The sequence below is a fragment of the Mesorhizobium subarcticum genome (assembly GCF_055456085.1).
This window is the reverse complement of record NZ_CM144237.1, coordinates 4,140,087-4,163,996: the sequence shown is the minus strand read 5'-3', so window position 1 is coordinate 4,163,996 and position 23,910 is coordinate 4,140,087. Positions and strand designations below refer to the sequence as shown.

Genomic DNA, 23,910 nt, shown 5'->3' with positions numbered 1-23,910 from the left:
TACGGTGTGAGCCAGACATCGGGCTTTGGCCGCCATCGCAAGATCATGCCGTTTGTATCAGGCTCGATCGAGGCTTTGCGCGACGCCTCCCGCCAGAAGGCGGCGTCGCTCAACCAGCATGTGCTGGGCTATGGCGTTCAGGCTGAGACAGAATGGGCAGCGGCGGGCATTGCCGCTCCCGATCTGCCAGCGATGCGCAAATACCGGCTTGAGCGCATCCGCGCCGAGCTGAAGCGCCGCGGCTATGCCGGCGCCCTGCTCTACGACCCCGTCAACATCCGCTATGCCACCGACAGCACCAACATGCAGTTATGGGTGGCGCACAACCCGACGCGGCATTGTTTCGTCGCCACCGAAGGTCCGGTGGTCCTGTTCGACTATTTCTCCTGCGAGCACCTATCCGACCATTCCGGCGTCGTCGACGAGGTCCGGCCGGCCGTGTCATGGATGTATCTCTATGGCGGCGAGTTGACCGAGCAGAAGGTCCGCCGCTGGGCCGCCGGTATTGCCGATCTGGTCAGGGAACATGGCGCCGGCAACAGCCGCATCGCCGTCGACCATCTCAATCCGGAAGGTGTCGAGGAACTCGCCCGCCTCGGCATCTCGATCGGCAACGGCGAAGCGGTGATGGAAAATGCACGGCTGATCAAATCGCCTGACGAAATCCTCGCAATGCGCCGCGCCATCGTCGCCTGCGAGGCGGCAATGGGCGAGATGGAACAGGCGCTGAAGCCGGGCATCTCCGAAAACGAACTGTGGGCGGAGCTACACCGCGGCAACATCGCGCGCGGCGGTGAGTGGATCGAGACGCGACTGCTGGCCTCAGGGCCGCGCACCAATCCATGGTTCCAGGAATGCTCCTCGCGCATCATCGAGGCAGGCGACCTTGTCGCCTTCGACACCGACCTGATCGGTCCCTATGGCTTCTGCGCCGACCTCTCGCGCACCTGGCTGTGCGGTGACACAAAGCCGACCAACGAGCAGCGCGACCTGTTCCGCATCGCCGCCGACCAGATCGTGCACAACACTGAAATGATGCAGCCCGGCATCTCGTTCCGCGACCTTGTCGAGCGCTCGGTGGTGCCACCTGGAGACTGCTTCCCGACCCGCTACGGCGTGCTCTATCATGGCGTCGGCCTGGCCGACGAATACCCGACCTTGCCACATGCCAGCGACTGGACGTCAGATACGCCGGACGGCGTGCTCGAACCCGGCATGGTGCTGTGCGTGGAAAGCTATATCGGCAGGCTTGGCGGCCGCGAGGGCGTCAAGATCGAGGAGCAGATCCTGATCACAGGGACCGGCAACGAGCAGCTTTCAACCTACCCGCTGGATGCGAGGCTGCTCGGATAACCCGGCAAGGGCCTCGCGCATGGCCCGGACTGTCTTTTCCGGCGTCGTTGCGGCGGTGATGAAGGGCAGGCCCTTGCGCCGTGCCGTCCAGCCGACAACAGCCACTTTCCGCGCCGCCGGCTCGAAACGCTGGGCCAGCGCCCAGCTTTCGCAGTCGATCGCCGCAACATCCGCCCTGCCTTCGGCAACGGCGACGATCGAGGCGCGATGGCCACCGCTTGCGCTGCGCGAGGAAAAGATGTCGAGGCTTTCGCCGGCCGCCTGCAAATCGCGCGTCAGCCCGATGATGCCCGACATCGAATCGGTGCCATTGAAAGTGAAGCGTTTGCCGCGGATGAGATCGAACGGCAGCAACACCTTGCCGTCGGCGGGTGAGCGGAGCTCCGGCCCCTCGCCCGTCCGCATGACCAGCGCGCTGGAATAGAGTTCGCCCCGCCCGCCTTCATAGGCGTCGTAGCTCGGTTGGCCAACCACTTGCACATGGCTCGACAAACCAAGTTCCATAGGCCCCCAGCAGGTCTGTGCAAACAACAGCGCCGGGTGCAGCCAAAGCTTGTGATAATCGATTTCGTCCGGGGGCAATGTGGCCGGATCGGGTGCGATCAGCTTGCCCTCGGCATCGCTGACACCGCCCGGCACCGGCGGCAGATCGCCATTGCGGCGCACGATTGCCTGCGGCGCATCAATCCCTTTTTGCCGGAACGCGTCGCGCAACAGTGCCCATTGGGCGTCGACCTCGCCGCGCACTTCAGGCCAATCATACATCGGCAGTGCCGCAATCAATTCGCTCATGCCGATATCAAATCATCATGTCCGGAGAAGTGATCGCAAAAACGCGGCGCCGAAGCAGAATTCGACGACACGGGTTCGGGCTTGGCGTTATTCCTTTGGCGGCTCGGCAGGAACCGGTGCACTGCCAAGCCCATTGATGCTGCGCGCCCGGATGCGTGGCTTGAACGCCCGGCCATGCTCAGCCGCACGCCGCAGCACCGGATGCACGATCGGCTCCTTCGCCTTGAAGGCATAGGCTTTGATCAGTGCGAAATAGTTCGGATAGGCATAGCCATTGTTCATCCGCAGCCACTCGTCGCGGCGGTCGCGAAACAGCTTGGGCAGCTTGTACCAGGCCACAGTAGGCGTCTTGTGGTGCACGAAGTGCAGATTGTTGTTGAGGAACAGGAACGACAGCGGCGAGCGCTCGATGATCACCGTGCGGCCTTCCGGATGCTCCGACCATTGATGCTCGGCAAAGGTGCGGATCGCAATCAGCGACTGGCCGAGCCAGACCGGCGCCAGAATGTAGAGCCACAGCGGAATGCCGAAGCCGAACTGCACGATCGGGGCCACGACGGCGAGGCCGATCGCATGCAGCAGCCAGGCTTTGCGGATCGCCTTGTCGCCGGCCATGATCTGCTTGGCGTCGTCGATGAAGAAGCCGATGCAGGACAGCCAGGGGCCGAGGAAGAAACGACCGGCCATGGTGTTGTTGATCTTGAGCAGGAATTTCATCGTCGGCGGCAGATCGTCGTGATGCCACAGCGCCTTGTAATAGCTCTCGGGATCGTCGAGGGGATCGGTCAGCCGCTCATCGGCATGGTGGCGCAAGTGCAGCGTCTTGAAGCGGCGGAACGGCCAGACGAGGCCGATCGGCAGGAAGACGAAGGCTTCGTTGATCAACGCGCTGCGCGTCGGATGGCCATGCAGCACTTCGTGCATGATCGACGACTGCAGTGCCAGTACAAAGCCGAGAATGAGGAGAGCCAGGATCGGGTAGGACGGCCAGAGCAGGAAACCGGCGGCGAGCCACGTTCCGTAACAGAAGACTGCGAGGACCACGGTCGGCCACTCGATGGCCGCTGCGCTGCGTCGCTTGATGCTCTTGCCTGCCATGCTATCGACCACTGTCCCTCAGTCGCCGGAACCCCAATTGGTTCCTGACAGCATAGTGTCAGGAGAAATGATTCCACTCAACGCGACAAAGTGCACAAAATGTTGCCATTGCGCATTTTTGGCTGCATATGTTGCACATTGTAAACAACCTTAGGGATTCATTTACGCCTGGGGAGCCTGATCGGCGGACCTCGGCGCAAATTTTTCCTAAGAGCAGGTGGAGAACGAACGGTGGACAAACGAGACCTGTCAGCAATCTTTAGGGAGCGTCTGAAGCTTCTCCTGACACGATCCGATCTCAACCAGTCGGCATTCGCGTCGGCAGTGGGCATAGATCGGTCGGCGCTGTCGCAGCTGATGTCCGGTGCCTCGACGCGCCTGCCACGCGCCGAAACGCTGCTCAACATCGCCGCTGAATTCAAGGTGTCGCTGGACTGGCTGCTTGGCCTCAGCCAGGACGAAGGCGTCACCGGTGAAATCCGCGAAAGCCTGGAGATCGAGGAAGCACGCGACGGTTTCGACCGCACGCTGCTCGCCAAATGGTTCGCCGAAGCGGCGGGCACCAAGATCCGCTATGTACCGGCCGGCATCCCCGATCTTCTGCGAACGCACGCGCTCGTCGACTACGAAGCCAACATCACCAACCGGAGCCGTCTGACGCAAGCTAACGAAACCCAATACCGCATCGAATACAACCGGCGTCCGGAGACCGACATGGAGGTCTGCATGCCGCGCCACACGCTGGAGATTTTTGCGCGCGGCCTCGGCGTCTGGGACCGCTTTCCGGAGGCTGATCGCCGGCAGCAGCTCGCCCATATGGCAACGCTGCTTGATGATCTCTACCCGACCTTCCGCCTGTTTCTCTATGACGGCCGCATGCGCTATTCGATCCCGCTTACCATCTTCGGACCCTACCGGGCCGCCATCTATGTCGGAGACATGTATGTGGTGCTGAACGCCACGCAGCCGGTCCAGGCGCTGACCCAGCATTTCGACAATCTGATCCGCGTTGCCGACATCAACCCGCACGAGGCCGCAGCTTTCGCGCGCAATCTGGCCGGCATGTCGTTCCCATCAGGCTCTGTCTGATCGACCGCAATGGTGGTTATTGGAGTCCCCGCCCCCTACATGGTCGGGGCCAGAAACCATTGCCGAATGACAATCCATGCCAGAGCCGCGCCGTATCGTCGTCCCTCCCCAGTCGGGTCGCTCCATCCGTGTCAAACGGGGCGATCTCGTGCGCATCATCGACCCGCAGGGTCAGCAGGTCGCCGATCTCTGGGCGTTTGCAACCGGGGATCAGCTCGACTGGCTGAGCACGTCGCAGACCCGCGACATCACCGAGCGCCTTTTCCCCGGCATCGGCGACCATTTCTACAGTGCCGCCGCCAAGCCGATGCTGACACTGGTCGAGAACGCATCGCCCGGCCCGCATGACATGCTCTACCCCGCCTGCAACTCGGCCCTCTACGAACGCGCCGGCTTTCCCAACCACCCCAATTGCCGGGACAATCTGATGCAGGCGTTGGCCACCGAGGGCATATTGCTGCCCTTTGCCCCCGATCCCGTCGACCTCTTCCAGAATTCCTTGCCGCAGCCGGACGGACGGCTGGTGGTCGAGGCCTCGATCAATCCGCCTGGCGGCAATGTGACGTTGCGCGCCGAACAGGATTTGCTGCTGGTGGTTACCGCCTGTTCGGTCGATTATTACCCGACCAATGGCGGGGTCTGCACCGAAATCGCCGTCGAGATCACATCCGGATCGTGAGCAACGGCTTCAGCCGGAAGGTTGCGACAAAACATTGACTAGACATAAAGACTTCTTTATATCCTTATTCGAATTCGAAACACGAAAGCCAATCCGATGACGACGACCAACCCGATCGATGCTCTGCTGGCTGAAAAGGGTGTGCTGCTGGCCGATGGCGCCACCGGCACCAATCTGTTCGCCATGGGCCTGGAGGCCGGCGAGGCGCCGGAGCTGCTCAACGAAACCGCGCCCGACACCATCACCAGCCTGCATCAGAATTTCGTCGATGCCGGCGCCGACATTATCTTGACCAACTCCTTCGGCGGCACCAGTCACCGGCTGAAGCTCCACCATGCGCAAGACCGTGTGCATGCGCTGAACAAGCGCGCCGCCGAGATTGCGCGCGCCGTTGCCGACAAGGCCGGCCGCAAGGTGATCGTTGCCGGCTCGGTCGGCCCGACCGGCGAATTGCTGGTGCCGCTCGGCGCCATGACCTATGACGAGGCGGTCGACGCCTTTGCCGAACAGATCGAGGGGCTCAAGGAAGGCGGTGCCGAAGTCGCCTGGATCGAGACAATGTCGGCTCCGGATGAAATCCGCGCCGCCGCCGAAGCCGCGATCCGTGTCGGCCTGCCCTACACCTATACCGGGTCGTTCGACACGGCTGGCCGCACCATGATGGGCCTATTGCCGAAAGATATTCACGGTGTTGTCGATGGGCTGTCGCAAGCGCCGCTGGGCGTTGGCGCCAATTGCGGCGTCGGCGCCTCGGACATCCTGGCCTCGCTGCTCGACATGACCGAGGCGAAGCCGGAGGCGACCGTGATCGTCAAGGGCAATTGCGGCATTCCCGAATTCCGCGGCACCGAGATCCACTATTCCGGCACGCCCGAGTTGATGGCCGACTATGTCCGCCTTGCGGTCGATAGCGGCGCGAAAATCATCGGCGGCTGCTGCGGCACCTCGTTCCAGCATCTTGCTGCCATGCGCACGGCGCTCGACGGCCACACCAAGGCGGATCGTCCGACTGTTGCGGCAATTGTCGAGCGCATTGGCCCGATGCGCAACAAGGTGGCGACGGAAAACACCGCCGAGACCAGCGAAGCCCGCCGCGAACGGCGCCGCCGGGCCTGAAGCTTTTTTATTATTCGCTGTTGTCGGCGTAGCTCGACTGCGCCGACTTGAAATCGACGACGTTGTCGCCGCGCATCGTCACCAGCGCGCCCGAGGCGCCTGGATCGGTGATCTGTTCCAGCATGGCGCGGAAGCGGTCGTTGGTTAGCGCCGACATGGCGGTGTGGCGCGCCTGCGCGACGTCGTCGCTGATACGCCTGGATTCTAATGATTGGGCTGGTGAAACCGCCGAAGCGTCCCGTGCCGGTGGTATCGAGCTGGCTATAGTCCTGATCTGCAATTCCGGCTCCCTCAAGCCCCGTAGACATGTCCGGTGTAACAAGAGGACATTGCGATCCGGTACCGGAAATGCCGCGCAATTTAACGATCATGCGGGTAATCGCTGCCCTGAGGATCCGTTGAGATTCAGGTAAGGCCGGTCTGAAAACGGCAGGTTCCGAGAACCGGCCTTCGCAGGCCGCAGCCTTCATAGAGCGGAGGCATTTCTGAGGGCTTCGGCCGGCGAAGGCCGGAGCGGAGCGTACTTTTCGTATGTGAGCTCAGTTCTATTGCGACGCAGTAGAACGGGGAAGCACAGGAAGCCGTCGTTTGCAGGCCGGCCTCACCTGAATATCAACGGATCCGAAAAAAAGGCCGGCAAGGGAATGAACCCCTCGCCGGCCTGCCTCACCCGCCCGTAGGCCGGTTTCCCGTATCAGAACGATCCCATCTGAAAGAAACCGGCCGTCATCGCCACTACCGGTTACCGCCCAGCGCCGAGGCAAGGCGCACGAGTGAGAGGAACTCTGACCTGTACCCAAACGGGTCGGCTCCTCGGGCGGCAGTGGCAATCTCCATGATCTTGTCGTAACCGAATTTGGCGGTCGCATCCTCGTCGCGCAGCTTCTGGCCGAAGGCGGCAACCGCGACGGAGAAACGCTGGTCGGTGCTGGCCTGGTCGAAGGACGCCACCTCGTTGGCTGATGTCACCGGCGTGGTGATCAGCTTCGAGATGTCCTCATTCGGCAGCTTGTAGCGGATCTTGACGAAGGCATATTCGTCCGCATTGGCAACGCCGCCATTGTTCACCGTCGCCTGGCCATAGCGCAGCGGATCGATCTGCTCGCCACCGCTGCCTTTCGGCGTGATCTCGTAGATCGCGGTGACGGAATGGCCCGAGCCGATATCGCCGGCATCGACACGGTCATTGTTGAAATCCTCGCGGTTCAGCGCCCGGGTCTCGTAGCCGATCAGCCGGTATTCGGAGACCTTGTTCGGGTTGAACTCGACCTGGATCTTCACGTCCTTGGCGATCGGGAACAGCGTCGAGGAGGCATCCTCGACCAGCACCTTCTCCGCCTCGGCCAGCGTGTCGATATAGGCCGCAGTGCCGTTGCCGTTCTGGGCGATGGTCTGCATCATCTGGTCGTTCAGATTGTCGTGGCCGAAGCCGAACACCGACAGGAAGACGCCGGACTTGCGCTCCTGTTCGATCAGGCGCTTCAGATCATCATCGTCGCTCTGGCCGACATTGAAGTCGCCATCGGTGGCCAGCATCACCCGGTTGACACCGTCCTTGATGAAGGATTGCTGGGCAAGCTTGTAGGCTTCCTTGATGCCGGCCTCACCGGCCGTCGAACCGCCGGGCGTCAGATTGTCGATGGCATTGAGAATCTTGTCCTTTTCGGCAGCCTTGGTCGGCATCAGCACGGTGCCGGCCTCTCCGGCATAGGTGACGATGGAGATCGTGTCGTCAGCCTTCAGCTTGCTGACCAGCAGGCGGAATGCCGATTTGAGCAGCGGCAGCTTGTCCGGCTCGTCCATCGAACCCGAGACATCGATCAGGAACACCAGATTGGCCTTCGGCTGCTCGGTCGGCTTGATGTCGAAGCCCTTGATGGCGACATGCATCAGCTTGGTGTGCTCGTTCCACGGCGTCGGCATGACGCTGACGGTCGAGTTGAACGGCGTTGACGCCGAGTCCGGCCCCTTCCAGTCATAGGGGAAGTAATTGATCATCTCCTCGACACGCACCGTGTCGGCCTGCGGCACGGACCCTTCCTTCAGCGAACGGCGCACGAAGGAATAGGACGCGGTGTCGACATCGATCGAGAAGGTCGAGACCGGGTCTGCGAGTGCGGCATGCACCGGATTGGTCTTGAAGTCCTCGACGCGGTTGCGATTTTCCTCTTGCGGCGCGATCTGGTCCGCGGGTGCGGTAGGCTGCGGCGCCATCAGTTTGGATTCAGCAGCCGGCATGCGGGCAACCCGCGACGTGCTGGGCGCGCTTGCTGCTCCATCCAATGCGAATTCACCAGTCGGCGCCGGCGGTGCCGGCTCGGCAACTATGCCACGCTCCGCGGCAGTCTGCTGAGCGGTGCCACCGGCCTGGGGCGCTTCCGGTTTTGCCGGGTCTGACGGCGCAACCAGAACCTCGCGGACATCGCGGCTTTCCACATCCGCGTCGGCCTTCTTGTCCTTCGCCAGTTCCGTCGGAGCCTGCTTCGGCTCGGCGGCGATCGGCTTCAAGGTCGCCGGCTTGTCGGCCAGCGTCTCGGTGATCTTCTGGTCGCCGCCGAATTTGGGCGGCTGCTCCCTCAGCAGATGGAAGGTGGCGTATCCGGCGATCGGCAGGGCGACAAGCCCGGCAAGCGCCGGCGTGGCAATGAGTTTCTTTTGCATGATCTCGCTCCAGAGCTTTTGTGCTCGCTCTGTGAGACGAAGGCCGCCGACCGATCCTTGGGTGACGGCGGAAATATTTTCCTGATCATATGCGCGCAGGGCGGCTTCGAAGGCGCGCGCCTTCGCGCTCTCGCCCGGTGCCGGTACGGCTGCGTCGCGCAGCCTGTTGAGTTCGTTGTCGTCGACCATGGTCACACTTCCCCGGCCGAGCGCATCAGCGTCTTCAGCCGTTTCTTCGCTTCATGGATGTGCCAGGAAACCGTCGTCTCCGAGATCGCCATCGCCTCGGCGGCAGCCGCGTGGCTCCAGCCTTCGCCATAGACCAGCAGCACCGCGTCGCGCTGCTTGTCCGGCAATTGCCGCACCGCCGCCCATAGTGCCTCGACCGGATCCTCGCTCTCGGCCGGCGTCTCTCCTGAAATCAGGGCGTGGACGCCGTAAGCCTCGGTCTTGACCGTCTCGCGCGCGGTCTTGCGCATCATGTCGCGCGCGGCGTTCATCGTCACGGAATAGAGCCATGTCGTGAACGCGCCGCCGCCGCGATAGTCGCGGATAGCCTTGCCAAGCCGGACGCAGACTTCCTGGGCGATGTCTTCGGCATCGGCCTTCTTGCCGCACCAGCGATAGGCGGCGCGATAGACGAAGTCGTAGTGACGCTCCAGCAATTTGCCGAAGGCCCCTCTGTCTCCGCCCTTCGCCCGCCCGATCAGTTCGGCGTCGGAGGCTTCGCTCTCATCCAGCATCATCGCCATCATTTGTCAGTTGGACGAAGGCTAATGGCCAATCCTTGGGGTTATGGAAAGATTTTTTTCTGGCCAGTGCCTTGACGCGAGATCGCCCGTTGGGGCGGCTTCACATCAGGCGCAAGAAAGCGTGACCTGTCGTCATCGGCCATGGCGCTGGCAATTCCATCTCGACTCGGGTCTCTGGTTCTCTTGCTCATGCTCCAACAAAGAGATGGCTGCCGCCAGAACGTTGAACATGTCGAACCCAGAAACACCATCCAGCCCCAGTTGCTCGCAGCTGTTCTGGATTTTCACCCGCATCGCCTTGACGAGTTTCGGCGGTGGACTGAGCGGCTGGCTGCTGCGGGAGTTTGTTCAAAACCGCAAGTGGATGACGCAGGAAGAATTTCTCAACGGCCTGTCGATTTCCCAGGCGCTGCCGGGCGTGAACGTGAAGAACATGGCGGTCTGGATCGGCTACCGGCTGCTTGGCTGGCGCGGCGCAATCATTGGTTTTGTCGGCATCATCGTCCCGCCTGCCATCGTCATCGTCCTGTTGGGAACGCTGTTCTCCTCGCTGTCGCGCTATCCGCTGACGCATGTGGCGTTGACGGGAGCCGCGGCGGCCGCTGTCGGTCTTTCGCTGTCGATGGGCATCACAGCCGCGCGCGCGGTGCCTCGAAACGCGTTTCCCATTGCGATCATGGCCGCCACATTCGTTGCCGTCGCACTTCTGCACTGGCCGCTTTTCTGGGTTGTCCTCGCCGCCGGTTTCGTCAGCGTGGCCTATGCCTACACCAGGGCAGGTCGATGAGCGACAACCCACACACTTCGTTGTTGCTTAGCCTGCTGGCGGTATTTGCTCCGCTTTCCGTGGTTACGATCGGCGGCGGACAGAGCGCCATTGCCGACATCAATCGGCAGGTCGTTGATGTCCATCAATGGATGACCCAGGCCCAGTTCGTCGACGCCTTCGCCATCTCGCGCATGGCCCCGGGGCCGGGGTCCCTGCTGGTGACGCTGATTGGCTGGCAAGTCGCGGGGTTCTGGGGTGCTGTCGTTTCAACGGTGGCGATTTTCGGCCCGACCACCTTTCTTATCTACGCGGTCGCTCATATGTGGTCTCGCAACAGCGGCGCGCGCTGGAAGCGAGCGCTGGAGACGGGGCTCCGGCCCGTCGCCGCGGGCATGATCCTTGCCGCGACCTATGTGTTGCTGCAAGCCATCGATGGCGGCTGGTTCGCACGCGCCGTGGCATTTGCATCGACGGGCACCCTGCTTTGGACCAGGGTCAATCCGCTTCTCCTGATCGGCGCCGGCGTGGCTATCTTCATCGCACTTCATACGATGAGCCTGGTCTAGGCAAGCTGTGGCACATAGCCTATGCAGCCTGCCCCGCCGCCCAGCCCGATGACCATGCCCATTGGAAATTGTAACCGCCAAGCCAGCCGGTGACATCGACGACTTCGCCGATGAAGAACAGTCCAGGCACCGATTTCGCCTGCATCGTCTTCTGGTCGAGCGCGCTGGTGTCGACCCCGCCCAGCGTCACTTCGGCGGTACGGTACCCCTCCGAACCCGCCGGCTTGATGCGCCAGTCATTGACCGCAGCGGTAACGGTTTTGATCTGCGCGTCCGACAGGTCGGCGAGGTTGCCATCGATGCCGGTCCGCTCGGCGATCGATTGCGCCAGCCGCTTCGGCAGATGATTTGCCAGCACTGTCTGTACCGCTTGCCGCCCATTGCCGCGTCTGGCGGTGCGAATGATTTCTCCCACATCCATGCCCGGCAGCATGGCGATGCGGATTTCGTCGCCCTCACGCCAATAGGACGAAATCTGCAGGATGGATGGTCCACTGACACCGCGATGCGTGAACAGCATCGCTTCTGAAAACCGCACCTTGCCGCAGGCAACTTCCGCGTCGACGGCGTTGCCCGCCAACGGCGCCAGCCGCTCAAGCGTCTTTGCGTCGAAGGTCAGCGGCACCAGCGCCGGCCGTGTTTCGACAATGGCAAGGCCAAACCGTTCGGCAAGCTCATAGCCGAAACCCGTCGCGCCCATTTTGGGGATCGACTTGCCCCCGCAGGCAACAACAACGGACTGACAGGTGACCGTGCCGGTGGAGAGGGTGAGCCCGAACCCTTCCAAGGTTTTACGGACATCCTTGACCTCGGCAGAGAGTGCCAGCTCGACGCCCCTGCCCTGCATTTCGCCGACCAGCATGTCGATGATCTGGCGCGCGGAACCATCACAAAAGAGCTGCCCCAGCGTCTTCTCGTGATAGGCAATCTTGTGCCGCTCGACGAGCGCGATGAAGTCGCGCTGCGTGTAGCGGCTGAGCGCCGAGATACAGAAATGCGGATTGCCCGAGAGAAAGTTCTTCGGGCTGGCGTGGATGTTGGTGAAATTGCACCGGCCCCCGCCGGAGATGCGGATCTTCTCGCCAGGCATCGCCGCGTGGTCGAGGATCAGCACCGAACGGCCACGCTTGGCCGCCTCCATGGCGCACATCATTCCGGCGGCACCGGCGCCAATGATCACGACATCGTAGGATTGCATCAGGCGAACCGTTCCCGCTCGGCCCCCGCTCATTCAGGGAGCCGCCGCTGCCTGATACCGCGAACGGTTCGGGCAGCCAACAGGCAAGAACAGCCGCGCGAAAACTCAGATCAGCGTTTCGGCGAACAGCGACGTCAATCGCTTCCAATGGCGCTCAGCGCCAGCTTCGTCATAGACGCTGTGATCCGGCACGCACCAGCCATGCGCCATGCCGACATAATTCTCCAGCAGATGATCGACTTCCGCATCCCTGAACGCCTCGGCGAGGCGCGTCGACTGCTCCGGCGGGAAACTCCTGTCGACGCCCGCCATGCCGACATAGACGCGCGCCTTGATGGCGGCGGCCTTGCGGTGCGGGCTGTCCGCCGCATCGCTGGCGAGATTGCCGCCGTGAAAACTGGCGGCGGCCTTGATCCTCTCTGGGTAGGTCGCGGCGGCGTTCAGCGCCCGCGCGCCGCCCATGCAATATCCGACGGTGCCGATCGGCCCGGTGACGCCCTCGGCGGCGAGCGCATCCAGGAACGCAGCGCTGTCGCTGATGGTCATCGCCTGCGACGTGCCGGTGACCAGCGCCATCAGCGCTGCCTTGGTCTTTTCCTCAGTGAAGGCTGTCTTGGCATCGAACGGCCCGTAAGGGGCGTTGCGATGGAACAGATCGGGCACCAGCACCGCATAGCCTTCATGGGCCAGTCGCTCTGCCATGCCGTCGAGCGCCGGGCGCGGACCAAAGGCGTCCTGGTAGAGAATGACACCGGCCTTGGCCGAGGAAGCCTTGGCCGAGCGGAACAGGCCCGCCTTCGCCACGCCGTCACGGGTCTTGATCTGAAGGTCCTGCTTCGTCATTGACTGCTCCGATTGTCAGTTGTGCGATACATATCCGCACATGCGACAACGGCAAGACATTGCCTGAACGCGGAGGTCAACATTTCGTGCAGGCTGGCGTGCGGATCAACCTTGACCGTCGACACGCACGGTTCTTGCACCGACATGCAGTGCACGTCCGGCACCGAGCCCCATAATGGCAGCCCCGAACCCGAGTGCGACGAACAGGAAAGCCGATTCCGAAAAACTGCCGGTCCAGCCGCGGATCAGGCCCACCAGCAGCGGGCCGGTTGCAGCAAGCACGTAGCCGACGCCTTGGGCCATGCCCGAAAGATGCGCCGCGACATGCGAATCCGGCGAGCGCAGCACAATCAGGGTCATGGCGGCGGCGATCAGGCCACCTTGCCCGATGCCTTGCAGGATCGCCCAGAACAGCACGGTCGAGGTCGGTGCAAACAGGATGCCGAGCAGCGCAACCACCGCGATGCCGACGAGCACCACGTTGATGCCGCGCTGGTCCTTGAGCCGCACCGCGACGGATGGCACGGCAAGGCAGGTGATGACCTGCGCCATCACAGACACCGAAGCGATGGCGCCGGCGGTTGGTCCGTCGAAACCGCGCTCACGCAGGATCGGTGCCAGCCAGCCGAAGATGCAATAGGCAAGTGCTGACTGCAGCCCCATGAACAAAGTCACCTGCCAGGCCAGGCGGTCGCGCCACAGGCCGACGACGCGAAAGCCGCGATGGCTGACCTGACGCCGGCTGCCCAGCGCCTGCGGGATCCAGATCAGCAGCATGAGCAATGTCGGCACCGCCCAGGCCCCGAGAGCGCCGGACCATGAACCCGTGACAAGATGCTCGATCGGCAGGGTGAGGCCGGCGGCGGCGGCCGAACCGGCGCACAGCGCCATGGTGTAAAGTCCGGTCATGACGGCGGCCTTGTCGGCGAAATCGCGCTTGACCAGCCCCGGCAGCAGCACGTTGCCGATGGCAATTGCGCCACCGGCAAGGAAGGTGGCGACAAACAGCAGCGGCACCGAGCCGAACCAGCGCAGCCCGGTTCCCAGCGCCAGCAGCATCAGCGCGCCGAGCAAGGTGCGCTCCGCCCCGTAGCGCTGTGCAAGTTTTGGCGCAAAGGGTGCGAACAGGCCAAGGCACAAGACCGGCAGCGTGGTCAGCAGGCTGGCGCCGGTCGTCGAAAGACCGGTCGCCTGCATCACTTCGGGCAGCAGCACCGACAGGCTGGAAAACAGCGGCCGCAGGTTGAAGGCGATCAGCACGAGGCTCGCGCCAAGCACGATGCGCGCGGCGCGGCTGCGCAATTCGGGCGGCTGCGGCGGCGGCAGACTGTCGGCTTCGGCGTCGATGAGGTCCAGGCCCTCGACGGCATCGGCCTTCGGGTCGGACTGGCGAAATGTCTGGTTCATTGGGAAAGCAGTCTTTCAAGTTGGGCAAGCACCGGCGCCATGAAAGCGTGGACAGCGGCAACGGCGCGGTCAGGATCGTTCGCGGCGATGGCGTCGACGATTGCCGCATGGGCCTGCTGGTCCGGTTCGGGCAGCTCGCCGTCGATGGTGGCATGGATGGTTTCGGTGATGGCGGCCGTGAAGAAGTCGTAGAGCTCCATCATCGCTCTGTTGCCGGACGCAGCGACAACCGATTTGTGCAAGGCGAGGTCACGCCGGATGAAGGCTTCGCTGCCACCGTCGGCAACAGTGCCGCGCTCGGCAAGCAATTGGCGCATCCGCTCAAGATCAGCCGGCGTATGGCGCAAGGCGGCAAGCCGTGCCGCCTCTAGGTCAAGTGCGGCCCGCGCTTCCCATTGGTCACGCAAGCCGGTGCGCTTGACGCGATCGAGCGCGGCTGAAGAATCGACGGTCGAGCGCACATAGGTGCCCGAACCCTGGCGTGTATCCAGCAATCCTTGCGAGACGAGCACCCTCACCGCCTCACGCACCGTGCCGCGGCTGACCGACAGGAGGTCGGCAAGAGCCGCTTCATTGGGAATACGCGCGCCAACGCCCCAGCGGCCGCCGACGATTTCAGCACGCAGGCTGCCGGTCGCGCTGTCGGTAAGATTGGTTCGGATGGCGGGTTGCATCGGCCTATTCATCAGGTCATCGGATGATTTGATCAATAGGCCGTCTTCTGGCAACCGTCAAGCCAAGATCGAGACAGAAGCTCACCAGGCGGTGGCGTAGATCAGTTGGCGACCCAGGCAAAGCTCGCCATGTGGAAGGCCTGGATATCAGGCGGATAGCGATATTCCGTGCCATAGGGACAGGCATTGCGGTCGAGGCAGCCGCCGCTCCGGCACGGCTCGCCATTCGCTCCCCGCACATGCGCCAGGCAGGCCTGGTAGGCGAAGCCTTCGCTGGAATAGGCATCGACCGGACAGGATTTCAGGCAGGGTTTCTCGACACAGGTGTCGCAGAGGTGGATCGCCTCGCGAGGCTCCGGAAGCGCGACCTCCTCCTCGAACAACAGCGCGCCACGATAGGCATGCCAGAGCCCGTATCGCGGATGCATGAGGATGCCGAGTGGCGACGGTTTCAGCCCCTCGGCCCGCATCGCCCATTGCTGGAACGGCAGATAGGGTTTGTCCGACGGCGAAACGGCTCGCGCGCCGAATGCCTCCGCTACAGCGCCAATCACCTGCCGTGACCAGCTGTCGAGCGGATTGGCGATTGTCTGTGGTTGCCTTTCGCGCCAGCGCAGAAAATGCGGCCAGGGTTCCGCCCCCGCCTGCCCGATCAAAAGCACGGATTTGGTTGAACCGCCCGACAAGCCGGAGAGTGCTTCCTCACCTGCGGCGAACGCGACCCCACCGCGCAGAATGAGGCCATTGGCGGAAAGCGCGGCGGCTATCTCCTCAGCCATGCCTCCGCGCGCAGTCATCCCTTCTTGTCCGGATCGGAGAAGGCGCTCCGCCAGACTTCCTTGTGGATGATGTTGGCGACTTTAGCCCCGCCTGATTCGGGCTCCTTTCAAGTGAAGGCGTCGGGCATCGACCCCTTCTTCTTGGCGATGAAGTCCTTCAGGGCCTCGTCGATGCTCGGGTCGAGATACGGCGCCTCATAGCTTTCCAGCCAGCGGCGGACGAGATCGTTTGCGCGCTGCGGCGCGGTCTTCTCGCCTTCGGCCAGCCATTGCTCGTAGGAATTGTTGTCGGCGATGTTGGAGCGGTAGAAGGCGGTCTGGAAATTCGCCTGTGTGTGGTCGCAGCCGAGATAGTGGCTGCCCGGTCCGACCTGGCGGATGGCGTCCATCGCCTGGCCGTTCTCCGACAGATCGACGCCTTCGGAGAATTTCTGCGTCATGCCGAGCTGGTCGATGTCCATCATGAATTTTTCGTAGCAGGACGCCAGCCCGCCTTCGAGCCAGCCGGCCGAGTGGAGGACAAAGTTGGTGCCGGCCAGAATGGTCGAGTTCAGCGTGTTGGCGCTTTCATAGGCGGCCTGCGCATCTGGAACCTTGGACGCGCAGAGCGAACCGCCGGTGCGGAACGGCAGGCCGAGGCGGCGTGCGAGCTGTGCGGCGCCATAGGACACAAGCGACGGCTCCGGCGTGCCGAAGGTCGGCGCTCCCGACTGCATCGAGATCGACGAGGCGAAGGTGCCGAACAGCACCGGCGCGCCGGGACGGATCAGCTGCGTGAACGAAGCACCGGCCAGCACCTCGGCCAGAACCTGCGTCAGCGTGCCGGCGACCGTCACCGGGCTCATCGCGCCGGCCAGGATGAACGGCGTGACGATGCAAGCCTGGTTGTGGCGCGAATAAACCTTCAGCGCGCCAAGCATGGTCTCGTCGAACACCATCGGCGAGTTGGCATTGATCAGGCTGGTCAGCACCGTGTTGTTCTCGACGAAATCGTCACCGAAAACGAGCTTGGCCATGGCAACAGTGTCTTCGGCGCGCTCCGGCGCGGTCACTGAGCCCATGAACGGCTTGTCGGAATATTTGATGTGGCTGTAGATCATGTCGAGGTGGCGCTTGTTGACCGGCACGTCGACCGGCTCGCACACCGTGCCGCCCGAATGGTGGATCGACGGCGCCATATAGGCGAGCTTCACGAAATTCTGGAAATCCTCGATCGTCGCATAGCGCCTGACACCATCGAGGTCGCGCACGAAGGGCGGACCATAGACCGGCGCGAAGACGGTGGCGTTGCCGCCGATCTGCACCGAGCGCTCGGCATTGCGCGCATGCTGGGTGTAGATGGACGGTGCGGTCTTGAGCAGCGAACGGCACAGCCCCTTCGGGAAATGCACGCGCTCGCCCTTGACGTCGGCGCCGGCCTCTTTCCACAGCTGCAGCGCTTCCGCGTCATCGCGAAAAATGATGCCGATCTCTTCGAGCACCGTATCGGTGTTCTTCTCGATCAGCGCCAGCCCTTCCTCGTTCAGCACCTCATAAACATTGATCTTGCGCTTGATATAGGTGAGCTGCGTGCCGGGCCCGCCGCCCGAACGTGCCGCGCGCCTTGCCGCCGCGCCACCGCTGGCAGCGCGTCCACGCCGCGCGTTTGACGCTTCCTGGTCGACTGCCGCGTGTTCGCTCATGATCGCTCTTCCCTGAATATGGCCTGGCCTGACGATGGCTGGTCCGTAACCGTTGTGGCCGCATGGCGCGGCTTTGCCCGGATCGTAGCCATGCACCCTATTCGAAACGGCCCGTCCGCGCCAACGCCTGTCGCAAAATCGACAAGAAAACCAATAGATTTTCCAGTCGCTTTCCTTTTGCGGGAAGTCGCAAATCAGCTATGGATACACGCCCCTAGCGGGTTAGGTATGAACGCGAATATTTTGTGCCTTGCGACGCAGTCGCGATGCCGGCAGGAGCTCGATACATATGTCCGACGACGAGATCATCCTTTCCGAACTTTCCGACGATGAGTTGGTGCAGCAGATGCACGACGATCTCTATGACGGGCTGAAGGAAGAAATCGAGGAGGGCACCAACATCCTGCTGGAGCGCGGCTGGGTACCCTACAAGGTGCTGACCGAAGCGCTGGTCGAAGGCATGCGCATCGTCGGCGAGGATTTCCGCGACGGCATCCTGTTCGTTCCAGAAGTGCTGTTGTCGGCCAATGCCATGAAGGCCGGCATGTTCATCCTGCGTCCGCTTCTCGCCGCCACCGGCGCGCCGAAGCAGGGCAAGATGGTGATCGGCACCGTCAAGGGCGACATCCACGACATCGGCAAGAACCTCGTCGGCATGATGATGGAAGGCGCCGGCTTCGACGTCATCGATCTCGGCATCAACAACGCGGTCGAGAAATATCTCGATGCGATCGAACAGCACCAGCCCGACATCATCGGCATGTCGGCGCTGCTCACCACCACCATGCCCTACATGAAGGTCGTCATCGACACGATGAAGGAAAAGGGCATCCGCGACGACTATGTCGTGCTGGTGGGCGGCGCGCCGCTCAACGAGGAATTCGGCAAGGCGGTCGGCGCCGACGCCTATTGCCGCGATGCCGCAGTGGCGGTCGAGACCGCCAAGGACTTCATGAAGCGCAAGCACAACGTGCGCGCTTCGGCCTGATCTGTTCAGCAAGGCGACTGGCCAACCATCAAAGCCGCGCCTTGCAGCGCGGCTTTTTCGTTACCAGATGAAAGGGGACTGCGGCAAAGAAAGCCGGTTCAGCTGAAATCATGGCCAAGGTTCAACAAACGCAATCGAATCAGGCAGACAGGCTTCTGGTGATTGCCTGCGGCATGATTGCGCGTGAAGTTCTGGCCGTGAAGGAGCAGCTCAAGCTCGACCATCTGGAACTGACCTGTCTTCCCGCGGAATTCCATTTTCATCCCGACCGCATCGCACCCGCCATGGACAAGGCGATCGAGAAGGCCAGGGCCGAGGGCTACGAGCACATCTTCGTCGGCTATGCCGATTGCGGCACTGGTGGCCTGCTTGATCGCGTCCTGGAGAAGCACCACGTCGAACGCATGGCCGGCCCGCATTGCTTCGCCTTCTATCAGGGCATGGAGGCCTATGCGAAAATCGCCGACGACGACATGATGTCCTTCTACATGACCGACTTCCTGTGCCGCCAGTTCGATGCCTTCTTCATGAAGCCGCTCGGCCTCGACAAGCACCCGGAGCTGATCAAGGACTATTTCGGCAATTACGAGAAGCTGATCTATCTCGCCCAGACCGACGACCCGGAGCTCGACAAGGTCGCTGAAAAGGCAGCAACCTTGCTTGGCCTCGTCTACGAGCGTCGCGCAACCGGCTATGGCGGTCTGACAGCCGAACTCGCGCGGGTCGCAGCTGTCGCCTGAGCGCCATTTGCCCTAGGCTGGCCCATTCTCCGACCGTAGCCCCGCCAGCACATCGACAAAACTCGTCTTGCAGACAAAGCCCAGCCTGTCCCGCGCCCGCGACGCGTCATAGACACGGTCGATGGAGGCAAACATCGTCCAGCCCTTTCGCGCATAGAGGGCCGGAAAGTCCGGAAAATAGCGCGCGACGACAGACGGCGCATCGGCGATAAGCGCCGGGCAATCCTCGGGCCGAAACGGTGTTGGCGCGCAGACGATAAAAGTGTCGAAGCCCAGCTGCGGCGCCCTTTCCAGCGCGGCGATATGCGCTTGCGCCGCATCTTCCACTGTCAGCCTGCGAAACAGCAACTCATTGGCCTTGGTGTTGGCATCAGACTGTTCGATCGCGTGCGCCATGTCATCGGCTTCGGGAAAGAAGCGGGCCGTACGCAGCACGACCACCGGCAGGCCATGCTGAAGGTGATAGAGACGGCAGAGATGTTCGGCAGAAAGCTTGGTGACGCCATAGATGTTGCGCGGCTCGGGCGACATCTCTTCCGTCAGCCAGGCTGCCTTGCGCGCGCCGCCACTGAACCCGTCGCGTATCGCTTGCGAGATCATCAGCGAGGTCGTCGAGGTGAAGACGAAGCGCTGCACGCCGTTCGCCACCGCCGCGTCCAGCAGGTTGAGCGTACCTCGCACGTTGGTGGCGACGAAATCGCTGTTGTCGCGGCTCTCTATGTTGGGCTTGTGCAGCGCGCCGCTGTGAATGATGGCTTCGAGTCGGTTGTCACGAACGGTTCGCATGACAAGCTCACGATCCGCGATCGAGCCGACAATTTGGGTCTCCATCGATGGGACAGGGTTAAGACCGATCACCTCATGGCCAAGGCCGCGCAGCAGCGGCGCCAGCGCGCTGCCCAGCCAACCCGACGACCCCGTGAGTAAGATTCGCATGTGCCACACCATGATTTTTGACGGTGACGCTGTTAAGCATGGATGACAGGCGCGAGCGACCCGATTAACTCAGGCAGCAGCCGGCGGGGCGCCGCTCCAGACATCAACTGCCATTTCCATGATACGGGAGTTCCTGATGATCCTTCGCCCACTGCTTGCCGCCATCGGCCTGTTCTGCTTCGCTCTCCCTGCCCTGGCCGACGGCCAGGTGCAGAAAATCATCACCCCTGCCGACAAGGCGCGGCTCGACAAATATGGTGACACGCGCAAGGCGGCGTTGGCCGAAGCGAAAGCAGGCGACCCCGCCGATGTCCAGCAGCTCGATGCCTTGCTGGCCAAGCCGCTGGTGACCTTCTCCGACAAGGACCTGACCGGCAACTGGCAATGCCGCACCATAAAGGCCGGCGAGACCAGCCCGCTCGTCATCTACGGCTGGTTCAAGTGCAAGGTGACCGACGATGGTTCGGGCTGGCGGCTGGAAAAGATCAGCGGCTCGCAGCGCACCAAAGGGCGCTTCTTCGACGATGGCGAGAAACGCGCGATCTATCTCGGCGTGGGCTACGTCAACAGCGATCCGGCAAAACCCTATGGCAGCGGCCCGCAGACCGACCAGGTCGGCTATGCCTTCCGCACCGGCGCCAAGGAATGGCGCATCGAATTTCCCGCGCCCTACTACGAATTGAAGCTCGACATCATCGAATTCAAGCGTTGAGCCGTATCAACCGCCGATCACCAAGGATTAACCCGGGCGCTCTAGCATAACGGGCGCCGGGATCCGGCATCGGTTGCATCTTTCCGGCGCGCACCATGGAACCCCAGAAGTCGAACATCGTCGTCGTCACCGAAGGTGGCCCGCACATCTGGGCGGTCATCAACGCCATCGTCGACAGTCTGGGTCCTGTCAACGTTATCCTCGAAACGCCTGAATCCAAAAAGCAATTACTGGTCAGGCGTGCCCGGCGGCAGGGCTGGGTCTCGGTCATCGGCCAGTTGGGCACGATGGTGCTGACGCGCTTGGGAAAGCGCTTCTTCGCCAGCCATGCCGATGAGATGATCACTGAGCAGAAAATGCAGACCGAACCGAAACCGGGGCAGTCGATCATCAATGTCCCTTCCGCCAATGCGCCGGAATGCCTGGACGCCATCGCAAGGCTGCAGCCGGGCGTCGTGTTTCTTGCCGGCTGCCGGATGCTGGGCCGCGAGACGCTGTCGAAAATCGCCTGTCCGATCATCAACTACCACGCCGGCATCACGCCCAAATACCGGGGCATGAACGGCGGCTACTGGGCGCTGGTATCAGGCGATACGCAAAATTTCGGCACCACCGTGCTGTTGGTCGATGCCGGCGTCGACACCGGCGGTGCGCTGCGGCAAGCGCGCGGCAAACCCGGACGCGGAGATAGCATTTCAAGCTATGCGCTGCGGCAAGCCTCGTTCTCGCGCGACATCTGCGTGGAGGCGGTGCGCGACGTTCTGGCTGGAAAAGTCGCCACCATCGATCCCGGCCTGCCGTCACGGCAATGGTATCACCCGACGATCTGGTTCTACCTCTGGACGGGCCTCCGAACCGGCATCTGGTAGGGTCTTGTCGGCCCGGAACAGGGCAAGGCGCGACGGCTTTTTTGGCGCGCCGGACCCGCCGCCAGCCCACGTCGCAAACGAATAAACCCACCTTTCATTTTACGACATTGAAATGCGTCGCTTTTGAATGCGCGCGCGTCGTCCCATAACAAGCGGCCCCATTGCGCATGCGGCAATGCTCGATAGTTCGAGGAGCGAGAATTCATGGCCGATCTTATCGTCGTCTACTGGCGCGACATCCCTGCCCAAATCATCGTCAAGAAGGGCCGGCAGAACGCCAAGCGCGAACTGCCTTTACGCTTCACCGAGGCCATCGACATGTGCGCCATGCGCACCGGCGCCGGCGGCACCGACGACTATCTGGCCGAATGGCGCAAGGCTGATCCGATCCCGGTCGGTGACGATCTTGAAGCCGAAGTCGAAAAGGCTTTTCAGGACATCGACACGAAATATGACCGCGAGCGGCTGGTCGCTCTGGTCAAGGCGGGCGGCAAAGAAAATGTCTGACACGAATCCGGCGGTTACCCAGGCCACACAGGTCAAGAAGGCAGCGCCGAAATCCGACTACAAGCCGGCCGATGTATCGCCGCAGCGGCGCGTGCAGCGCTCGTTTGCGATCAGGCTGTGGTCGATCCGCCATTCGCGCTTGCTCGAATGGTTCTATGCGCGTTTTGCCGACACCTTCCTGCTGCTCCATCCCTTGTGGAAGGGCCTTGGTTACGGGCGCGTCGAGGCGCCGATCAAGTTCGTCGAAAAACGCGTCAAGGGCTTCATGTTCGATTGCCGCATGTGCGGCCAGTGCATCCTGTCCTCGACCGGCATGTCGTGCCCGATGAACTGCCCCAAGCAGCTGCGAAACGGTCCCTGTGGCGGTGTACGCGCCAACGGCAATTGCGAGGTCGAGCCCGATATGCCGTGTGTCTGGGTCAAGGCCTGGGAAGGCTCGCAGAACATGGTCAACAACGAGAAGATCCTCACCGTGCAGAAGCCGGTTGACCAGTCGTTGCGCGAAACCTCCGCCTGGCTGCGTGTCACCGCGCAGGCGGCCGCTGCTCGTGAAGCCGCCGCCGCATCCAAGACTGGAGCCGCGGCATGATCGGCCACCAGCGCGACGAGAACCCCGCCGGCATCCACCTGCCGCTCGATCCCCTGCCCGGCCACACCTCGCGTGGCCGGCTGGAGCGTGTGCTGCGGCGCGGCGAGTTCGCTGTCACCACCGAGCTCAATCCGCCTGATAGCGCCGATCCGGAAGACGTCTACAACAGGGCAAAGATCTTCGATGGCTGGGTCGACGCCATCAACGCCGTTGATGCCTCCGGCGCCAACTGCCACATGTCCTCTGTCGGCATTTGCGCACTGCTCACCCGCATGGGCTATGCCCCGATCATGCAGATCGCCTGCCGCGACAAGAACCGCATCGCCATCCAGGGTGACGTGCTGGGCGGGGCGGCGATGGGCGTCGCCAACATGCTGTGCCTCACCGGCGACGGTGTGCAGGCGGGCGACCAGCCCGGCGCCAAGCCGGTGTTCGACCTCGATTCCATGTCGCTGCTCGAGACCTGCCGCATCATGCGCGACAATGGCAAGTTCCTGTCCGGCCGCAAGCTCACCACGCCGCCGCAGCTGTTCCTGGGTGCCGCCGTCAATCCGTTCGCGCCGCCCTTCGACTTCCGCCCGATCCATCTCGGCAAGAAGATCGCCGCCGGCGCGCAGTTCGTGCAGACGCAGTATTGTTTCGACGTGCCGATGTTCAGGACCTTCATGCAGAAGGCGCGCGACCTCGGCCACACCGAGAAGGTGTTCGTGCTCTGCGGCGTCGGCCCCCTCGCCTCGGCCAAGACAGCCAAATGGATCCGCTCCAACGTGCCGGGCATCCACATCCCGGACGCCATCATCAAGCGGCTCGAAGGAGCGCAGGACCAGAAGAAAGAAGGCAAGCAGCTCTGCACCGACATCATCAATGAGGTGAAGGAAATCCCGGGCGTCGCCGGCATCCATGTGATGGCCTACCGCCAGGAGGAATATGTCGCCGAGATCGTCGATGAATCGGGCGTGCTGAAGGGCCGCCAGCCTTGGAAACGCGAGATCCGTCGCGACGACCAGATGGTCGCCGACCGGCTCGACCACATATTGCATGACGACATTACCGAAACGCAGGTGGACATGGTAAAGACCGCGCACTGAAAACGCGGCCGATCACCAGACCC

25 protein-coding genes are annotated in these 23,910 nt (G+C 62.6%); 13 read left to right on the top strand and 12 right to left on the bottom strand.

All coding sequences use genetic code 11. From position 1 onward, the window contains the following. Window positions 1–45: 45 nt before the first annotated feature. On the top strand, window positions 46–1,353 hold the full coding sequence (locus ACZYHG_RS20335; RefSeq protein WP_464614748.1) for a M24 family metallopeptidase: 1,308 nt from the start codon (window positions 46–48) through the stop codon (window positions 1,351–1,353). Here the strand turns inward: ACZYHG_RS20335 and ACZYHG_RS20330 are convergent. Both ACZYHG_RS20330 and ACZYHG_RS20325 read right to left on the bottom strand, forming a co-directional pair. Continuing rightward, entirely contained in the window at window positions 1,318–2,145 is an 828-nt protein-coding gene (locus ACZYHG_RS20330) for a phosphate/phosphite/phosphonate ABC transporter substrate-binding protein (RefSeq protein ID WP_464610091.1), read from the bottom strand. The genes ACZYHG_RS20335 and ACZYHG_RS20330 overlap by 36 nt on opposite strands. Before the next feature lie 87 nt (window positions 2,146–2,232). After that, window positions 2,233–3,243, bottom strand: coding sequence for a fatty acid desaturase (locus ACZYHG_RS20325; RefSeq protein WP_464610090.1), 1,011 nt, complete (start codon window positions 3,241–3,243; stop codon window positions 2,233–2,235). A 231-nt stretch (window positions 3,244–3,474) separates the two neighbouring features. Here ACZYHG_RS20325 and ACZYHG_RS20320 point away from each other — a divergent pair, with 231 nt between their 5' ends. The 3 genes from ACZYHG_RS20320 (at window position 3,475) to bmt (ending at window position 6,127) form a co-directional block, all read left to right on the top strand. Further along, window positions 3,475–4,332 (top strand): helix-turn-helix domain-containing protein, encoded by an 858-nt coding sequence (locus ACZYHG_RS20320; RefSeq protein WP_027029454.1) that lies wholly within the window; start codon window positions 3,475–3,477, stop codon window positions 4,330–4,332. A gap of 76 nt (window positions 4,333–4,408) precedes the next feature. Further along, window positions 4,409–5,011, top strand: a complete 603-nt coding sequence (locus tag ACZYHG_RS20315) for a DUF1989 domain-containing protein (protein ID WP_464610089.1) — start codon at window positions 4,409–4,411, stop codon at window positions 5,009–5,011. Window positions 5,012–5,107: 96 nt separating this feature from the next. Then, a complete protein-coding gene (bmt, locus tag ACZYHG_RS20310; RefSeq protein ID WP_464610088.1) occupies window positions 5,108–6,127 on the top strand; it encodes a betaine--homocysteine S-methyltransferase in 1,020 nt (339 codons plus the stop codon). Window positions 6,128–6,137: 10 nt separating this feature from the next. On the opposite strand, the gene ACZYHG_RS20305 is transcribed toward bmt, so the two are convergent. From ACZYHG_RS20305 to ACZYHG_RS20295, 3 genes are all read right to left on the bottom strand, one after another. Then, window positions 6,138–6,284: a hypothetical protein gene (locus tag ACZYHG_RS20305; RefSeq protein WP_464610087.1), complete on the bottom strand. Its 147-nt coding sequence runs from the start codon at window positions 6,282–6,284 to the stop codon at window positions 6,138–6,140. Window positions 6,285–6,862: 578 nt separating this feature from the next. After that, window positions 6,863–8,977 carry a vWA domain-containing protein gene (locus ACZYHG_RS20300; protein ID WP_464610086.1) on the bottom strand — a complete coding sequence of 705 codons (2,115 nt, stop codon included), beginning with the start codon at window positions 8,975–8,977 and terminating at the stop codon, window positions 6,863–6,865. 2 nt (window positions 8,978–8,979) lie between these two features. Beyond that, window positions 8,980–9,540, bottom strand: coding sequence for an RNA polymerase sigma factor (locus ACZYHG_RS20295; protein ID WP_464610085.1), 561 nt, complete (start codon window positions 9,538–9,540; stop codon window positions 8,980–8,982). A 43-nt stretch (window positions 9,541–9,583) separates the two neighbouring features. Here ACZYHG_RS20295 and ACZYHG_RS20290 point away from each other — a divergent pair, with 43 nt between their 5' ends. Both ACZYHG_RS20290 and ACZYHG_RS20285 read left to right on the top strand, forming a co-directional pair. Beyond that, window positions 9,584–10,327 carry a chromate transporter gene (locus ACZYHG_RS20290; protein WP_464610084.1) on the top strand — a complete coding sequence of 248 codons (744 nt, stop codon included), beginning with the start codon at window positions 9,584–9,586 and terminating at the stop codon, window positions 10,325–10,327. Beyond that, window positions 10,324–10,875, top strand: a complete 552-nt coding sequence (locus ACZYHG_RS20285) for a chromate transporter (RefSeq protein ID WP_464610083.1) — start codon at window positions 10,324–10,326, stop codon at window positions 10,873–10,875. The genes ACZYHG_RS20290 and ACZYHG_RS20285 overlap by 4 nt, the downstream gene beginning before the upstream one ends. 19 nt (window positions 10,876–10,894) lie before the next feature. Here the strand turns inward: ACZYHG_RS20285 and ACZYHG_RS20280 are convergent, their stop codons facing one another. The 6 genes from ACZYHG_RS20280 to ACZYHG_RS20255 all read right to left on the bottom strand — a co-directional run bounded on the left by ACZYHG_RS20280 (window position 10,895) and on the right by ACZYHG_RS20255 (window position 17,458). Then, window positions 10,895–12,073, bottom strand: coding sequence for a BaiN/RdsA family NAD(P)/FAD-dependent oxidoreductase (locus ACZYHG_RS20280; RefSeq protein ID WP_464614747.1), 1,179 nt, complete (start codon window positions 12,071–12,073; stop codon window positions 10,895–10,897). Window positions 12,074–12,178: 105 nt separating this feature from the next. Then, window positions 12,179–12,916 carry a dienelactone hydrolase family protein gene (locus ACZYHG_RS20275; RefSeq protein ID WP_464610082.1) on the bottom strand — a complete coding sequence of 246 codons (738 nt, stop codon included), beginning with the start codon at window positions 12,914–12,916 and terminating at the stop codon, window positions 12,179–12,181. Window positions 12,917–13,021: 105 nt separating this feature from the next. Beyond that, window positions 13,022–14,323 (bottom strand): CynX/NimT family MFS transporter, encoded by a 1,302-nt coding sequence (locus tag ACZYHG_RS20270; protein ID WP_464610081.1) that lies wholly within the window; start codon window positions 14,321–14,323, stop codon window positions 13,022–13,024. Continuing rightward, window positions 14,320–14,997, bottom strand: coding sequence for a FadR/GntR family transcriptional regulator (locus tag ACZYHG_RS20265; protein WP_464610080.1), 678 nt, complete (start codon window positions 14,995–14,997; stop codon window positions 14,320–14,322). Before ACZYHG_RS20265 ends, ACZYHG_RS20270 begins: the two co-directional genes overlap by 4 nt. A 101-nt stretch (window positions 14,998–15,098) precedes the next feature. Next, the gene (locus ACZYHG_RS20260) at window positions 15,099–15,794 is read right to left on the bottom strand and encodes a hypothetical protein (RefSeq protein ID WP_464610079.1); all 696 of its coding nucleotides are present in this window, start codon (window positions 15,792–15,794) and stop codon (window positions 15,099–15,101) included. Window positions 15,795–15,883: 89 nt separating this feature from the next. Next, window positions 15,884–17,458, bottom strand: coding sequence for a trimethylamine methyltransferase family protein (locus ACZYHG_RS20255; RefSeq protein WP_464610078.1), 1,575 nt, complete (start codon window positions 17,456–17,458; stop codon window positions 15,884–15,886). Between the two features lie 289 nt (window positions 17,459–17,747). Between ACZYHG_RS20255 and ACZYHG_RS20250 the strand changes: the two genes are divergently transcribed. Together ACZYHG_RS20250 and ACZYHG_RS20245 are read left to right on the top strand one after the other, a co-directional pair. Next, the gene (locus tag ACZYHG_RS20250; protein WP_027029468.1) at window positions 17,748–18,446 is read left to right on the top strand and encodes a corrinoid protein; all 699 of its coding nucleotides are present in this window, start codon (window positions 17,748–17,750) and stop codon (window positions 18,444–18,446) included. 110 nt (window positions 18,447–18,556) lie between these two features. Beyond that, on the top strand, window positions 18,557–19,186 hold the full coding sequence (locus ACZYHG_RS20245) for a DUF1638 domain-containing protein (RefSeq protein WP_464610077.1): 630 nt from the start codon (window positions 18,557–18,559) through the stop codon (window positions 19,184–19,186). Between the two features lie 12 nt (window positions 19,187–19,198). On the opposite strand, the gene ACZYHG_RS20240 is transcribed toward ACZYHG_RS20245, so the two are convergent. Further along, entirely contained in the window at window positions 19,199–20,122 is a 924-nt protein-coding gene (locus ACZYHG_RS20240; RefSeq protein WP_464610076.1) for an NAD-dependent epimerase/dehydratase family protein, read from the bottom strand. Window positions 20,123–20,258: 136 nt separating this feature from the next. Between ACZYHG_RS20240 and ACZYHG_RS20235 the strand changes: the two genes are divergently transcribed. From ACZYHG_RS20235 to ACZYHG_RS20215, 5 genes are all read left to right on the top strand, one after another. Next, window positions 20,259–20,834: a DUF4893 domain-containing protein gene (locus tag ACZYHG_RS20235; RefSeq protein ID WP_464610075.1), complete on the top strand. Its 576-nt coding sequence runs from the start codon at window positions 20,259–20,261 to the stop codon at window positions 20,832–20,834. A 95-nt stretch (window positions 20,835–20,929) separates the two neighbouring features. After that, on the top strand, window positions 20,930–21,703 hold the full coding sequence (locus ACZYHG_RS20230; protein WP_464610074.1) for a formyl transferase: 774 nt from the start codon (window positions 20,930–20,932) through the stop codon (window positions 21,701–21,703). A gap of 204 nt (window positions 21,704–21,907) precedes the next feature. Then, on the top strand, window positions 21,908–22,210 hold the full coding sequence (locus tag ACZYHG_RS20225) for a virulence factor (protein ID WP_127258521.1): 303 nt from the start codon (window positions 21,908–21,910) through the stop codon (window positions 22,208–22,210). After that, window positions 22,203–22,799 (top strand): methylenetetrahydrofolate reductase C-terminal domain-containing protein, encoded by a 597-nt coding sequence (locus ACZYHG_RS20220; RefSeq protein WP_464610073.1) that lies wholly within the window; start codon window positions 22,203–22,205, stop codon window positions 22,797–22,799. The genes ACZYHG_RS20225 and ACZYHG_RS20220 overlap by 8 nt, the downstream gene beginning before the upstream one ends. After that, a complete protein-coding gene (locus ACZYHG_RS20215; protein WP_027029476.1) occupies window positions 22,796–23,887 on the top strand; it encodes a methylenetetrahydrofolate reductase in 1,092 nt (363 codons plus the stop codon). The genes ACZYHG_RS20220 and ACZYHG_RS20215 overlap by 4 nt, the downstream gene beginning before the upstream one ends. The last annotated feature ends 23 nt before the right edge of the window (window positions 23,888–23,910 follow it).

Excerpts from the sequence above, each read along its gene's own strand:
- ACZYHG_RS20335 (WP_464614748.1), top strand. The coding sequence starts at position 46 with ATGCCGTTTGTATCAGGCTCGATCGAGGCTTTGCGCGACGCCTCCCGC.
- ACZYHG_RS20330 (WP_464610091.1), bottom strand. The coding sequence starts at position 2,145 with ATGAGCGAATTGATTGCGGCACTGCCGATGTATGATTGGCCTGAAGTG.
- ACZYHG_RS20325 (WP_464610090.1), bottom strand. The coding sequence starts at position 3,243 with ATGGCAGGCAAGAGCATCAAGCGACGCAGCGCAGCGGCCATCGAGTGG.
- ACZYHG_RS20315 (WP_464610089.1), top strand. The coding sequence starts at position 4,409 with ATGCCAGAGCCGCGCCGTATCGTCGTCCCTCCCCAGTCGGGTCGCTCC.
- bmt (WP_464610088.1), top strand. The coding sequence starts at position 5,108 with ATGACGACGACCAACCCGATCGATGCTCTGCTGGCTGAAAAGGGTGTG.
- ACZYHG_RS20305 (WP_464610087.1), bottom strand. The coding sequence starts at position 6,284 with ATGTCGGCGCTAACCAACGACCGCTTCCGCGCCATGCTGGAACAGATC.
- ACZYHG_RS20300 (WP_464610086.1), bottom strand. The coding sequence starts at position 8,977 with ATGGTCGACGACAACGAACTCAACAGGCTGCGCGACGCAGCCGTACCG.
- ACZYHG_RS20295 (WP_464610085.1), bottom strand. The coding sequence starts at position 9,540 with ATGGCGATGATGCTGGATGAGAGCGAAGCCTCCGACGCCGAACTGATC.
- ACZYHG_RS20290 (WP_464610084.1), top strand. The coding sequence starts at position 9,584 with ATGGAAAGATTTTTTTCTGGCCAGTGCCTTGACGCGAGATCGCCCGTT.
- ACZYHG_RS20285 (WP_464610083.1), top strand. The coding sequence starts at position 10,324 with ATGAGCGACAACCCACACACTTCGTTGTTGCTTAGCCTGCTGGCGGTA.
- ACZYHG_RS20280 (WP_464614747.1), bottom strand. The coding sequence starts at position 12,073 with ATGCAATCCTACGATGTCGTGATCATTGGCGCCGGTGCCGCCGGAATG.
- ACZYHG_RS20275 (WP_464610082.1), bottom strand. The coding sequence starts at position 12,916 with ATGACGAAGCAGGACCTTCAGATCAAGACCCGTGACGGCGTGGCGAAG.
- ACZYHG_RS20270 (WP_464610081.1), bottom strand. The coding sequence starts at position 14,323 with ATGAACCAGACATTTCGCCAGTCCGACCCGAAGGCCGATGCCGTCGAG.
- ACZYHG_RS20265 (WP_464610080.1), bottom strand. The coding sequence starts at position 14,997 with ATGCAACCCGCCATCCGAACCAATCTTACCGACAGCGCGACCGGCAGC.
- ACZYHG_RS20260 (WP_464610079.1), bottom strand. The coding sequence starts at position 15,794 with ATGACTGCGCGCGGAGGCATGGCTGAGGAGATAGCCGCCGCGCTTTCC.
- ACZYHG_RS20255 (WP_464610078.1), bottom strand. The coding sequence starts at position 17,458 with ATGAGCGAACACGCGGCAGTCGACCAGGAAGCGTCAAACGCGCGGCGT.
- ACZYHG_RS20250 (WP_027029468.1), top strand. The coding sequence starts at position 17,748 with ATGTCCGACGACGAGATCATCCTTTCCGAACTTTCCGACGATGAGTTG.
- ACZYHG_RS20245 (WP_464610077.1), top strand. The coding sequence starts at position 18,557 with ATGGCCAAGGTTCAACAAACGCAATCGAATCAGGCAGACAGGCTTCTG.
- ACZYHG_RS20240 (WP_464610076.1), bottom strand. The coding sequence starts at position 20,122 with ATGCGAATCTTACTCACGGGGTCGTCGGGTTGGCTGGGCAGCGCGCTG.
- ACZYHG_RS20235 (WP_464610075.1), top strand. The coding sequence starts at position 20,259 with ATGATCCTTCGCCCACTGCTTGCCGCCATCGGCCTGTTCTGCTTCGCT.
- ACZYHG_RS20230 (WP_464610074.1), top strand. The coding sequence starts at position 20,930 with ATGGAACCCCAGAAGTCGAACATCGTCGTCGTCACCGAAGGTGGCCCG.
- ACZYHG_RS20225 (WP_127258521.1), top strand. The coding sequence starts at position 21,908 with ATGGCCGATCTTATCGTCGTCTACTGGCGCGACATCCCTGCCCAAATC.
- ACZYHG_RS20220 (WP_464610073.1), top strand. The coding sequence starts at position 22,203 with ATGTCTGACACGAATCCGGCGGTTACCCAGGCCACACAGGTCAAGAAG.
- ACZYHG_RS20215 (WP_027029476.1), top strand. The coding sequence starts at position 22,796 with ATGATCGGCCACCAGCGCGACGAGAACCCCGCCGGCATCCACCTGCCG.